Consider the following 12,828-nt stretch of genomic DNA (forward strand, 5'->3'; position numbering starts at 1 on the left):
CCTCTACTCCTTAAATAATGCTCTTACTTTTTGTAAATCTTCTTGGGTATCAACACCAATTGCTGGAGGTTGTTTAGCCACCGCAACATGAATTTTTTCGCCATACCATAGCACACGCAATTGTTCTAACATCTCAATTTGCTCTAAAGCTGAAGGCGTCCATTGAATATATTGTCGAATGAAACCAGCTCGATATGCATAGATCCCAATATGACGTAAATAGAAATCGCCAATTTCATCTACCTTGCCCTGTTCATTTAATTTCGCAAAACGATCACGCTCCCAAGGAATAGTCGCCCTTGAAAAGTATAGTGCATAACCATCTTTATCCATTACTACTTTTACAGCTCCGGTGTTAAACGCCTCTTCAATGCTGTTAATTGGTACCGCTAAAGTTGCCATGCCGGTTTTATAATTCACTAAGTTCTCAGCAACTTGATCGATGATAATTGGCGGAATTAATGGCTCATCACCTTGAACATTAACAATCACTTCATCATCTGTAAATTTATAAGTATTAATAACTTCTGCTAATCTTTCCGTACCTGAATTATGCTTATCGCTAGTGAGTATTACCTCTCCACCGTAGCTTTTCACGATATCAAAAACTTGTTGATGATCGGTTGCAATAATAACTCGATTAGCCGACGACTTTTGTGCTTGTTCCATAACCCGAATTATCATTGGCTTGCCGTGAATATCAGCAAGTGGTTTTCCTGGTAGACGACTTGAAGCATATCTTGCAGGAATAATTACCGTAAAACTCATAAAATTACCTCTAAACTTTGTCTATTCTTTTAATCACTATGAGATTGATTTAATGGCTTTGCCTCACTGGCTAATAACACCGGAATACCATCTTTAATCGGGTAAGCCAACTGATCTTTTTGGCAATTTAGTTGTTGATGTTGCTTATCATATTCCAATTGATCATGACATTTAGGACAAGCAATAGCAGTTAATAGAAGCTGTTTCATTTTTTTTCTCTTTGTGATTTTTTTTCTTTAAATAGGGAGTAAATCTTCTCAATGACTTGATCTGGTATTGTCGCATCAATCGGTAAATACCACCAGTTAGCTAACGCAAATTCCCGACATTTTACTGCATCTTTTTCAGTCATTAAGAGAGTTTGATTATTGCCAACCACTTTCTCTAATAACGGCAAACTAAAATTTTGATGATCAGCAAAAGATTCGGTATGCAGCAAATCTGCTTTCATGGCAATTAACATATCGAAGAAACGCTTTGGATTACTGATACCAGCGATAGCACAAATATGACGTAAGGCCGATAATTCACATTGCTGATTGGTAGCAAGGTTGACTACATGACCGGGGGTTAATTGCATGGTGTAAGTTTTATCTGGATATTGATTGACTAAATCCCGCGAACTGTCACCATTGATAATGATTAAATCAACCGATTTTAAACGACTACTTCTTTCTCGCATTGGTCCAGCGGGTATCCACCAACCATTGCCAAATTGGCGCTTACCATCGACTACCACAATTTCAATATCACGCGCCAAAGCGTAATGTTGTAAACCATCATCGGTTAAGATGACATCTAATTGATGTGAATCTAATAATGCTTTTACTGCATCAACCCGTTTTGGTGCTACAGCAACCGGGACATGTGTCCGTTGATAAATTAACACGGGTTCATCACCAGCTTGCTTGGTGCTAGTATTTTCATCTAAGAGCAACGGATAGTGATCAGCCTTTCCGCCATAACCGCGTGAAACAAGTCCGACTTTTAACCCTTTAGCCTTCAACGCTTCAATTAGACTAATCGCCAGTGGTGTTTTACCATTACCACCCGCCGATAAATTTCCAATGACAATAATTGGTACTGGAGATTGCCATGATTTAAAAATACCTAGTTTATATAGCAGACGACGGAAAAAAGTAATCAACCCATATAACAATGAAAAGGGCAACAGCAACCAAAATGATCTATTCTTACCATACCATAGTTTTTCAATCATAATCTCGCTCGTTAATCTTTATCATTTTATACCCATATATAATCGCACTGTAGTTGGGTTATTTTACTCATAAAACGGTAAACTACCAAACCAATCATGATACCATCTTGGATAAAGATCGTGGCGCATGGTTTTTTGTTGCCATGATGTAGGATAAAAAAATAGACTTATCTGCCCCTCTTTTGCCGTAACATAGTAATTAATATTTAGCTCTTTATAGCGATCTGTGATTTTATTGGCAGGAAGGTGCCACGGGTTATAACGTGAAGTTGAAGTCAAGGCATTAACTGGATTAACGTAGGTTATAAATGGATAACTCGATGAAGTATTACTACCATGATGCGGAGTCTGTAATATAGTTGAGGATAATGCTTGCTTATGTTGTAACACTAAATCATACTCCTGTTTGCGTTCCAAATCGCCAGTTAACAATACTGAAAATCGACCATCAGTAATCTGAATTACACATGAATCGGCATTATCGGGGTTATTGACTAATTTCGTTGGCCATAACACTTTAAATTGCAAATTTTTCCAATACAAATAACGATTAGCTAGACAATCATAATTATTTTGCAAACTTGAAGATGAGCTCATAAGCCAAGCATTAGGATAACGTTGTTGTAAATAGCTTAATCCCCCAATATGATCATTGTGGCTATGGCTGATAATAATCCCCTCAACTTGCAGATTATGCCATAGCAGAAAAGGTATAATCACTTGTTCTGCCGCTGAGTTATTTACCCATTTGGCACCGGTATCGTATAAAACAGCTGATTGACCATTGTGGATCACAATGGCCAGACCATGGCCTACATCCAACATATCCATACGCCATAAATATTCAGGTTGTTTATAAAATGGTGAAAGAGCAATAACTAAAATACTCAAAAGAGTAAAACTAAAGCGTCGCCAAACAGCTGTTCTTATTACTATTAAGGTTAACCAGCCGAATAAACTGAGAAAGTAAAAATCCATTGAGATATTTAACCACATAAGATTTAAATAATCTAAGCAATAAAACAACCATTCAAGTGAAGTTTGAGCAATGAACCATAACCACAAGGTAATATAAAAGCAGTTTGTTAAACTAAATAATAGTGCTAATAAAATTGATGGAAAAGTAATTATACAGATAATAGGGATGGCAATTAAGTTACTAACTAATGAAACAGCACTGATGCCATGAAAGACATATAATTGGATAGGTAGTAATAATAGCGTCAAACCAAATTGTAAATGTAATAACCGAATTAGATACCAGCGTTTTTTACTTTTTACTGTTTTAGGTAGAGGTAGCCAATCAAACAAGAAAATTAAACTGATGACAGCATAACAAGACAACCAAAAACTTTCTGACAGTATCATTAACGGATCAATAATTAACAGTAACGCAATGATACGATTAATTTTTTGCCAAGCACTTATCTGATTATTTTTATAACGTAAATATATCCACATCGATAAAGCCAAAATGGCGCGAAGGGCTGGTGGATTAAATCCGGTTAACCAAGTGTAACTTAGACTAACTAACCATCCGATGATGATGGGTAGTAAAAAGTAGTTAAAGCGCTGCGGCAAACAAAAAACTAACCCTTTGGTTAATATATAACTAATAGAGAAGACTAATAGAATATGCATTCCGGAGATCGCCATTAAATGAGCAACACCAGTTTGCATCATAATTATTCGATGATTCATTTCCATTTGCGAACGATCACCAAAACCTAGCGCTAATAAAATATCGCGATAACTGAATAAATCTATATAGAATAGACATTTATCGACTATAATTTGTCGAAGATCGGTCTTATCTGTGAGTAGAACTGCTTTGCTAACTTTAGCTTTTAATATTGATTTATTTGCTATAGCAAAACGTTGATTATCAAATCCACCTTCATTTAAATAGCTATGCACAGCTTTAGTTTTTATGGTTAATTGCCAAATTTGGCCGGCTTTAATTAATTCCGGTTGATCCCAATAGATTGCCACCGGTATTGGCGACAACAAAGGTTGTTCGGTAATACTGATAATTGAAAATTTGACATAATGGGGATTAATGGGATCAGTTTTGAACTGCGAAGAAATTTGCGTATTAATACCTTCAACTTTCGCAGTAACCGCTAATGTTTGATCAATATACGGCTCAATTGAACTAAGATAATGCTTTGCTGTAGCTGTCGACCAAACAAAGCTTAGTGCAAACATCGCAACGACAATAAAATAACCCTTAAATTTTACCGCGAAAATAATGGCAATCGAAGCTACAGTAAACCAACATATATCACTCGGTAACCATGACAAAAACATTAATGGCAAGCATCCTAATGAAACTGCTATTGCCATCAAATCTATTGAACAACCATGTCGCATTAACGTCTACATCTACCATTAACTATATGGTCAATCTAGCATAGATAGATTTTTTACAACTTAATTTAGCGCTAATTTTAGAGCTCTATTCCAATTTATAAATTATCCTTTCATTTTTATTTGAAAAAATTGATTTATAAAATCATCACCAACAAAAAAGCCTTTGAATTTACTCAAAGGCTTTTTGGTTATAACTAAATTTAAATTAAGCTTTAGCCGCATTATTTACGCGTTCACGTAGCTCTTTCCCTGGTTTGAAGTGAGGAATATATTTGTGTTTAACTTCAACATTCCCACCTGTTCTAGGATTTCTTGCTTTACGTGGCGCACGATAATTTAAGCTGAAACTACCAAATCCGCGAATTTCAACACGATCGTTACTTTCCATCGCTAATGCGATTTGCTCAATAATATCTCTAACAGCATCATCTACTAGTTGCACTGGAAGGTGTGCCCGCCAGTTGACTATTTTTTCTGCTAAATCGGATCTGTTCATGGTCACTCCTAATTTAATTTACGTAGTATATAATTTATTCATTTTATACCACAAAAGAAAAAGAGGGCAAGCCCTCTTTACTCTTTCAATAAATATTTTTTACTCAGTTTTTGATGCAGCTTTGAATGCTTCTGCCATTGCGTTAGTAAATGATGCATCTTCTGGAGTTGCAGTGTTATTTACAGCAGCAAGTGCTTCTTTCTCATCAGCTTCATCTTTAGCACGTACAGATAAAGAAATTGCACGAGTTTTACGATCGATATTAACAATCTTCGCTTCAACTTCATCACCAACGTTTAATGCAGTAGTTGCATCTTCAATACGTTCACGAGCAATATCTTGTGCTTTTAAGTAACCTTCGATACCTTCGGCAATTTCGATTGTTGCACCTTTAGCATCAACTGCAGTTACTTTACCTTTAACAATTGAGCCTTTTTTGAAGTTAGATGCAAAGCTATTAAATGGATCATCTTCAAGTTGTTTGATACCTAATGAGATACGTTCACGTTCTGCATCAACTTGTAAAACAACAGCTTCGATATCATCACCTTTCTTATAAGCTTTAACCGCTTCTTCACCTGGCATATTCCAAGAGATATCAGAAAGATGAACTAAACCATCAATACCACCATCTAAGCCAATGAAGATACCAAAATCAGTGATTGATTTGATCTTACCGCTAACTTTATCACCTTTATTGTGTGATTCAGCAAATTGTAACCATGGATTTGGTTTACATTGTTTAAGACCTAGAGAGATACGACGACGTTCTTCATCAATTTCAAGAACTACAACTTCAACTTCATCACCTAAGCTAACTACTTTAGATGGATGAATGTTTTTGTTAGTCCAATCCATTTCAGAAACGTGTACTAAACCTTCAACACCAGTTTCGATTTCAACGAAACAACCGTAATCAGTTAAGTTAGTTACTTTACCAGTTACTTTAGTACCTTCTGGGTAACGTTTAGCGATTGAAACCCATGGATCTTCGCCTAATTGTTTTAAGCCAAGAGAAACACGTGAACGATCTTTATCGAATTTAAGTACTTTAACAAGTAATTCTTGACCAACTTCAACCACTTCACTTGGGTGTTTAACACGTTTCCAAGCCATATCAGTGATATGTAGTAAACCATCAACCCCACCAAGATCAACGAATGCACCGTAATCAGTAAGATTTTTGATAATACCTTTAACTTCAGAACCTTCTTGTAGATTTTCAAGAAGTTGTTCTCTTTCTGCGCTATTTTCAGATTCAATTACTGCACGACGAGAAACTACTACGTTGTTACGTTTTTGATCTAATTTAATAACTTTTAATTCGATTTCTCTATTTTCAATGTGAGAAGTATCGCGTAATGGACGAACATCAACAAGCGAACCAGGTAGGAACGCACGAACGCCATTAAGATCAACCGTAAAGCCACCTTTAACTTTACCATTGATAACACCTAAAACTGTTGCAGCATCTTCAACTGCTTTTTCTAATGTTAGCCACGCTTCATGGCGTTTAGCTTTTTCACGAGATAAGATTGTTTCACCAAAGCCATCTTCAATTGAGTCAAGCACAACGTCAACAACGTCGCCAACTTGAACTTCTAATTCGCCTTGGGCATTTTTAAACTGCTCTACTGGAATTGCTGATTCAGATTTCAAACCAGCATCAACTAAAACAACATCTTTGTCGATTGCAACGACAGTACCATGGATCATATTACCAGAACGAGTGTCTAGTTGATTTAAAGACTCTTCAAAGAGTTGAGCAAAAGATTCAGTCATATTTTTATTTACTTAAGTTAAATTTAACGTCCACATTACATCCTGTCCTGTGGGGTTGTTTATAATACTCCACTCATCCTTGCAATGGAGCTTGGTTCACGTAGCAAGTTTTAATAGATACTCACAACGCAATTTTTTCTTTTATATACATAATAGATTGATTAAAAACATCTTGAATTGAAAGTGATGTGGTATCAATTATTAATGCATCAACCGCAGGTTTTAACGGCGCAACGGCACGATTACGATCGCGTTCATCACGGGCAGTTATCTCCTGCAAAATTTCGCCGAATTTAGCATGAATTTGCTTATCTTGCAACTGTTTCATTCTTCTTTCTGCTCTTGATTGGGCACTAGCATCAAGAAATATTTTAACTGGGGCGTCAGTAAACACCACTGTACCCATATCCCGACCATCAGCAACCAGTCCCGGCAACTGTCTAAAGTCACGTTGTCGCTGCAACAAAGCTACTCTTACTTCATTGATTGACGCAACTTTTGAAGCGGCTCCTCCTGTCTCTTCGGTACGTATTTCACGTGAAACATCCACGCCATCTAATAATACTTTGACATCATCACTATTGCTATCAAACGTCAGTGGCAGGCTTAAAGCCAAAGTTGCTAACTGTTTTGTATCATCTAAAGCAATATTTTGTTGTAAAGCAGAAAGTGCCAGTACACGATAAATCGCACCCGAATCTAAAAGGTGCCAATTAAAATGATTAGCTAACGCCTGACACAAAGTACCCTTACCAACACCACTTGGTCCATCAACAGCAATAACTGGAATTTTATTCGTCATGTTATATTTCACTTAATCGTTTAAATTGTTCAAAATAGTCAGGAAATGTTTTCATCGTACATTTCGGATCCAAAATAGTGACTGGCGTATCAGAAAGTGCAACTAATGAAAAACACATTGCCATACGATGATCATTATAAGTTTTAATATCAGCATGGTTGAGTGTAGCCGGAGGAATAATCGTAATATAATCGTCGCCTTCATCTACTGTTGCCCCAACTTTACGTAGCTCAGTTGCCATGGCTGATAAGCGATCAGTCTCTTTAACTCGCCAATTGTATATATTGCGAATAGTGGTAGGACCTTTAGCAAATAACGCAGTAGTTGCTATCGTCATTGCCGCATCAGGAATGTGATTCATATCCATATCAATGCCATTTAATTCGCCACGCGTACATTCAATATAATCATCGGCCCAAGTAATTTTGGCGCCCATTTTTTCTAGCACATGGGCAAATTGGGTATCACCTTGCAGACTCTTTTTACCAATTCCGGTTACACGCACCGTTCCGCCCTTAATTGCCGCTGCGGCTAAAAAATATGAGGCAGAAGAGGCATCACCTTCAACCAAATAGTGCCCCGGAGATTGATAAGTTTGATTGGCTTTAATGATAAATTTTTGATAGCGATCATTGCTAACTGACACACCAAACATCGCCATCATCTTAATTGTGATATCAATATAAGGTTTAGATACCAGATCACCAATAATGGTAATTTCAGTATCATTGGTAGCTAACGGGGCTGCCATTAAAAGTGCAGTTAAAAATTGACTTGATACTGAACCATTAACCGCAATCTTACCACCTGTAAAACCACCATGAATATGCAGTGGGGGGTAGCCGTCATTTTCAAGATAATCAATCTTAGCGCCCCCTTGACGCAACGCATCGACCAAATGACCAATTGGGCGCTCTTTCATACGTGGTTCGCCAGTTAACACAATATTGTTATCCGCTAAACAAAGTGCCGCAGCTAACGGACGCATCGCCGTTCCTGCATTACCTAAAAATAGTTCTAACGGATGAGCAGAATGTAATTTGCCACCTACTCCTTCAATGTCACAAATTGTTCGATCACTTGATAGTTGATAGTTGACATCCAACGCTTTTAGAGCATCAAGCATATAGCGCACATCGTCACTATCAAGTAAATTAGTTAATCGCGTTTTCCCCTGACTAAGTGCAGACAAAAGTAATGCACGATTTGAAACACTTTTCGAACCAGGTAAATTAATCGTACCAGAAAATTTTTTTATCGGTTGTAATGTTAAAGATAACATAGTAACTCTCTTTAGTAATTTCAATATTCTTTAGAATTTATCTAAGGTGGCTTTTAGTAAATCTATCGCTTGCTGATCTTTAGCACTATCTTGCCACAACTTATCAAATAAATGACGATAACGCTTAATCGCATCTTCTGATGATGTAATTGAAGCGATACCCGTAGTCACATTAGGTAATTCACCTAATCTAAACGGGCTCATAGCCAACGCTAAAGCATTATCATGTTGGTAAAATATTTGGAAAGCAATAGATGGAATAGCTTGTTGAGTTATTGCAATTGTTGGTGCATAAGCTTGATCTTCAATTAATTTGATTAAATGATAGACCTCTTTTCGAGCCAACACCATTCTTTCCGACTTTCTGCCTGGCGAAATAGTTAGATTACCTACCAAACCGATATGCAAAAAACGTTCAACATTACGTAAGCTAATTAAATTGATAACTTTGGGGACAGATTGATAAAATTGGGTTTTACGTTCATTTAAAATAGCTAAAGAAGTCGCATATTTGTGTGCTTCAATTTTTTCGCTTGATTCGTTTAACATCATCCCCAAATGAGACAAATAATCGGGGGAAGTTAACAAAAAAGAAAAAGGGTCAAAATGCGAATAAATATGGGTGGATTGCTCTTCGAGTTGACGCATTCGCTCAAAAAAACCATCACCACTTGAATAATATTCGGTATCAATGCCAAGTAAACTAGCAAATGATGTATCTAATAACGAAGCTAATCGTTCAAGTGTTTCAATTTTGACGATCTCGCCTTTTTCTAAACGGTAAACCGCAGCTCTTGAGATCCTAAGACTTTCAGCAACCTCTTCAGCTCTAAGAGAGGCAGCGATGCGATAAGCTCGCAATCGCTGTCCGATAGCACAATAATCAATCGATCCAGTAATCATAATATACTCAAACTATTGGGATTTTGGCAGTGTACCATATGGTGAGTACGATGCCAATTCAATGTAATGATATTTCAGGTTGAATCTATGTTTGAGTATCTTATTTCAACAATTCATCTTGTAATGATGAAGCATTGTTGAATTCAGTAAAATCAGTAATCGCTTCAGGTTGTTTTGTACCTTCCTCAGGTTGGCCTAAAACTTGCGATGCGATTACCAAACCTTTTTGATCAATAACCGAACTTTTATAAAAATCGACCAAATCTTCTTTAGTAAGCTGCTTAAGTTGCGCTATTTTCTTATCACGCGAATCGAATTGGAAACGAGATAAACGATAGTCTGATATTAAACGTTCAAACTCTTCATCTAACGATTGTGGCGGCATAGTCTGCTCTTCGATAATGCTTCTTTTATACTGCTCAATATCATCATTAGATAATGCTTCTAATTTAGTTAACATCGTTGGAAAATATGCTTGATAACGTTTTAATAAATAGTCTGGATCATACTGATTACTCTGAACGGCAAAGCCTAATCCTACTGATTCACTGATATAAAATGGAAAAACACCAACGATATAACCTAATTGCTCATGGCTACGCAGTTGATCAAAAAACCAAGGTGACATAATGTTAGCTAAAGTATAGCCAACCATTTGACCTTTAATTGGATCATAATTAGTTGGAAAATAGCTCATCAACAACGCATTATCGGTACTTTTTGCTTGTTGGGTTATTCTCGCACTAAATGTAGTTTTAAGTTTGATATCATCAAACGGCGTAAACTCGACATCACGTCTTAAGGTCTTTTGCACAGCATGGTAAAGATCTAATGAGTCTTCATTTGAAAGATTACCCAAACTAATCATATAAGGAATTGATTGCGTCATCAAATTATCGCGATAAGCTTGAACATCACTTACCGTAATATTATGAGTAATTTGTCGTCTATCATCTCGTTCAAAATAGTGTGGCATTTTGGATAATGCAAGCACTGGCTCTGTTGCTAAACGTATACTTTCAAAATGGTCTGCTCCATCAAGACGTTGCAAATACCATGATTTAGCTAACTCTAGATTTTGTTCATCGATAGTCACTTGGCGATAACTATTAAGGATGGCTAAAACCATTTCCGGTAAATGTTGATTAAAACCATTTGCGGTAATCATCAAACCATTATCACGCCCAGTTGATAACGACATCCCCGCATTACCTGCTTGGAATTGTAACTGGGTTAAATCACGACTCACAATGTAATCAAGCAACTCAAAAGCTACTGATGTTTTTGCATCTTTAAACGCTTGATTATTACGTAACGAAACTGCAATCACAGCCTTAGGGTCTTGACTAAAATGACGACTAACAAAATGGATATGATTACCTCGTTTACTAAATGTCGCGGGTTGAGTCTGATCATCGTTTTGTTTAACAATATTAAAATTATCAGGAATATACGGGTTCAACTCTGGCAAACTAAATGAAAAGGCTTTACCCAAATCTGTCCAAGTTGTTTTTAATTCATCGGTGATATTAGCAACTTTATAAGGTGCATTAAGAAAATAAGCGATTTTATCAGTGGTTTGATTTGGCGCAATCAACCAAATTCGAGCATTTTCCGGAGTAAAACTCTGAATACGCTTGATGATTGCTTCTTTATTCAAATGATCAGCAACATAATCAGAATCTAAAACATTTTTAACTGGATAAAGTAGCATCTGATCAGATAACCACTCTACATAAGACATATCACGGTTAACATCTTTATATTTAAAGGATAAAGCAAAAATTTTCTTTATTTCGTCGTAATAAGCATCTGAAACACCCTGCTTTTCAATTAATTGTAAATAATTAAATATAGCGGCTATCACCATATCTTTTTTCGCCAAGCCTTCATCAGTTAAAATGACATTAATATTAAAGGTGCCGCTATTACCATAATATTGACTATCACTCGTTGCTTGAATAGCTTCAACCAAACCTTGTTTTTGTAACTGATCAGCTAAGGTATTTTTACTATTATTACTTATTAGATAGATCAAGTACTCATTGGTCTTATCAGAAAATTTATTGATATCATTATCAATCGGAAATTTTAAAGACAACATCTTCCTCGGTTGGGCTGGTACTATCGTAATTTCTTTCCCAGTATATTCCTGAGTAATGGCTGGTTGAGTAATTGGCGTAACAACTATATTTTTATTCGGAATTTTACCATAAGTAGCTTCCGCCAACTTCTGCAACTTTTTGATAGATTGATTACTATAAATCACCCCAACCATAATGTTGGCGGAATAATATTTATCATGAAAATTAACTAGCTCATCTTGTAGTTTACTATTATCTTTATCTCGTAACGTTTCTAAATTGCCACCAGAAAATTGTGATGAAGGGTGGTTAGGATTAATCGTTTCAGAGTCAACTTGTTGAATTCTAAAACCGTCACTTGAACGATACAACGTCATCTCTGCATTAACCGCATTACGCTCTTTATCAGCAAATTGAGGGTCAAAAATTGGCTCGGCAATCGCATCTGCTAAATAATCTAACGCAGTATTAATTACCCCATTTTCAACTTCAAAGAAAAATGCGGTGCGATTACCGCTAGTAGACGCGTTATAGTTACCAGCATGTCGAGCTAGAAATTCGGTAAAACTGGATGGTTGAGGATACTTTTTCGATCCCATAAGCACCATATGTTCAGTATAATGGGCTAAGCCTTGTTGCAGGACAGGATCATATAACGAACCAACTGGCAAGGCGATAGAACCGAGTGATTTAGTTGCTTTGGGATCAGAAACTAATAAAACGCGCATTTTGTTATCAAGTTCAATCACTTCATATTGACGATCGTCTCGTTCGCTTTGGTGTACTTTATCCAATAAAACAGCATGTTCATGATTATTTTCAATAGCTAATGAAGTATTGATAGTGAAAAGGGTTAATGCGGTAAAAAATAGTGTTCTTGTTTTCATATTATTCATAGAATTCTCGCCTAATTTGAAAGACAGTATAATATAAATATGATGTAAAAAGAATAAGTTATTATTTTGATTACAAAATTATAGTCAAAATCTAAGAATATTAAGATATGTTGAAGAATGATTATTTACAGCTTTATTAATTGAAGAGATTATTACAGCAAGAACCGATTTTAAGTTAAAATCAGCCATCAAAAGATACAATTAAACTATCATTATCAGTTTA

The 12,828-nt window shown here is 36.2% G+C and carries 10 protein-coding genes; all 10 read right to left on the reverse strand.

The annotated features are described in order from the left end of the window. Window positions 1–3: 3 nt before the first annotated feature. Window positions 4–768: a 3-deoxy-manno-octulosonate cytidylyltransferase gene (gene kdsB / locus AC5LXV_RS12575; RefSeq protein ID WP_493466639.1), complete on the reverse strand. Its 765-nt coding sequence runs from the start codon at window positions 766–768 to the stop codon at window positions 4–6. Window positions 769–797: 29 nt separating this feature from the next. Next, complete coding sequence (locus tag AC5LXV_RS12580; RefSeq protein WP_493466640.1) at window positions 798–977, reverse strand: Trm112 family protein; 180 nt, start codon at window positions 975–977, stop codon at window positions 798–800. Continuing rightward, window positions 974–1,987 (reverse strand): tetraacyldisaccharide 4'-kinase, encoded by a 1,014-nt coding sequence (gene lpxK / locus AC5LXV_RS12585; protein ID WP_493466641.1) that lies wholly within the window; start codon window positions 1,985–1,987, stop codon window positions 974–976. The genes AC5LXV_RS12580 and lpxK overlap by 4 nt, the downstream gene beginning before the upstream one ends. A gap of 63 nt (window positions 1,988–2,050) precedes the next feature. Further along, window positions 2,051–4,333 (reverse strand): DNA internalization-related competence protein ComEC/Rec2, encoded by a 2,283-nt coding sequence (locus tag AC5LXV_RS12590; protein ID WP_493466642.1) that lies wholly within the window; start codon window positions 4,331–4,333, stop codon window positions 2,051–2,053. Between the two features lie 232 nt (window positions 4,334–4,565). Continuing rightward, window positions 4,566–4,856, reverse strand: coding sequence for an integration host factor subunit beta (gene ihfB, locus AC5LXV_RS12595; protein ID WP_086359459.1), 291 nt, complete (start codon window positions 4,854–4,856; stop codon window positions 4,566–4,568). 99 nt (window positions 4,857–4,955) lie between these two features. Continuing rightward, window positions 4,956–6,638: a 30S ribosomal protein S1 gene (gene rpsA, locus AC5LXV_RS12600; RefSeq protein WP_110433085.1), complete on the reverse strand. Its 1,683-nt coding sequence runs from the start codon at window positions 6,636–6,638 to the stop codon at window positions 4,956–4,958. A gap of 121 nt (window positions 6,639–6,759) precedes the next feature. Beyond that, complete coding sequence (gene cmk, locus AC5LXV_RS12605; RefSeq protein WP_493466643.1) at window positions 6,760–7,440, reverse strand: (d)CMP kinase; 681 nt, start codon at window positions 7,438–7,440, stop codon at window positions 6,760–6,762. A gap of 1 nt (window position 7,441) precedes the next feature. Further along, window positions 7,442–8,722: a 3-phosphoshikimate 1-carboxyvinyltransferase gene (gene aroA / locus AC5LXV_RS12610; RefSeq protein WP_493466644.1), complete on the reverse strand. Its 1,281-nt coding sequence runs from the start codon at window positions 8,720–8,722 to the stop codon at window positions 7,442–7,444. Between the two features lie 30 nt (window positions 8,723–8,752). Continuing rightward, window positions 8,753–9,625 (reverse strand): helix-turn-helix domain-containing protein, encoded by an 873-nt coding sequence (locus tag AC5LXV_RS12615; protein WP_493466645.1) that lies wholly within the window; start codon window positions 9,623–9,625, stop codon window positions 8,753–8,755. 100 nt (window positions 9,626–9,725) lie between these two features. Continuing rightward, window positions 9,726–12,605 (reverse strand): pitrilysin, encoded by a 2,880-nt coding sequence (ptrA, locus tag AC5LXV_RS12620; RefSeq protein WP_493466646.1) that lies wholly within the window; start codon window positions 12,603–12,605, stop codon window positions 9,726–9,728. Window positions 12,606–12,828: the final 223 nt, after the last annotated feature.

Source organism: Gilliamella sp. LMG 34359 (assembly GCF_984569085.1).

Excerpts from the sequence above, each read along its gene's own strand:
- kdsB (WP_493466639.1), bottom strand. The coding sequence starts at position 768 with ATGAGTTTTACGGTAATTATTCCTGCAAGATATGCTTCAAGTCGTCTA.
- AC5LXV_RS12580 (WP_493466640.1), bottom strand. The coding sequence starts at position 977 with ATGAAACAGCTTCTATTAACTGCTATTGCTTGTCCTAAATGTCATGAT.
- lpxK (WP_493466641.1), bottom strand. The coding sequence starts at position 1,987 with ATGATTGAAAAACTATGGTATGGTAAGAATAGATCATTTTGGTTGCTG.
- AC5LXV_RS12590 (WP_493466642.1), bottom strand. The coding sequence starts at position 4,333 with ATGGCAATAGCAGTTTCATTAGGATGCTTGCCATTAATGTTTTTGTCA.
- ihfB (WP_086359459.1), bottom strand. The coding sequence starts at position 4,856 with ATGAACAGATCCGATTTAGCAGAAAAAATAGTCAACTGGCGGGCACAC.
- rpsA (WP_110433085.1), bottom strand. The coding sequence starts at position 6,638 with ATGACTGAATCTTTTGCTCAACTCTTTGAAGAGTCTTTAAATCAACTA.
- cmk (WP_493466643.1), bottom strand. The coding sequence starts at position 7,440 with ATGACGAATAAAATTCCAGTTATTGCTGTTGATGGACCAAGTGGTGTT.
- aroA (WP_493466644.1), bottom strand. The coding sequence starts at position 8,722 with ATGTTATCTTTAACATTACAACCGATAAAAAAATTTTCTGGTACGATT.
- AC5LXV_RS12615 (WP_493466645.1), bottom strand. The coding sequence starts at position 9,625 with ATGATTACTGGATCGATTGATTATTGTGCTATCGGACAGCGATTGCGA.
- ptrA (WP_493466646.1), bottom strand. The coding sequence starts at position 12,605 with ATGAATAATATGAAAACAAGAACACTATTTTTTACCGCATTAACCCTT.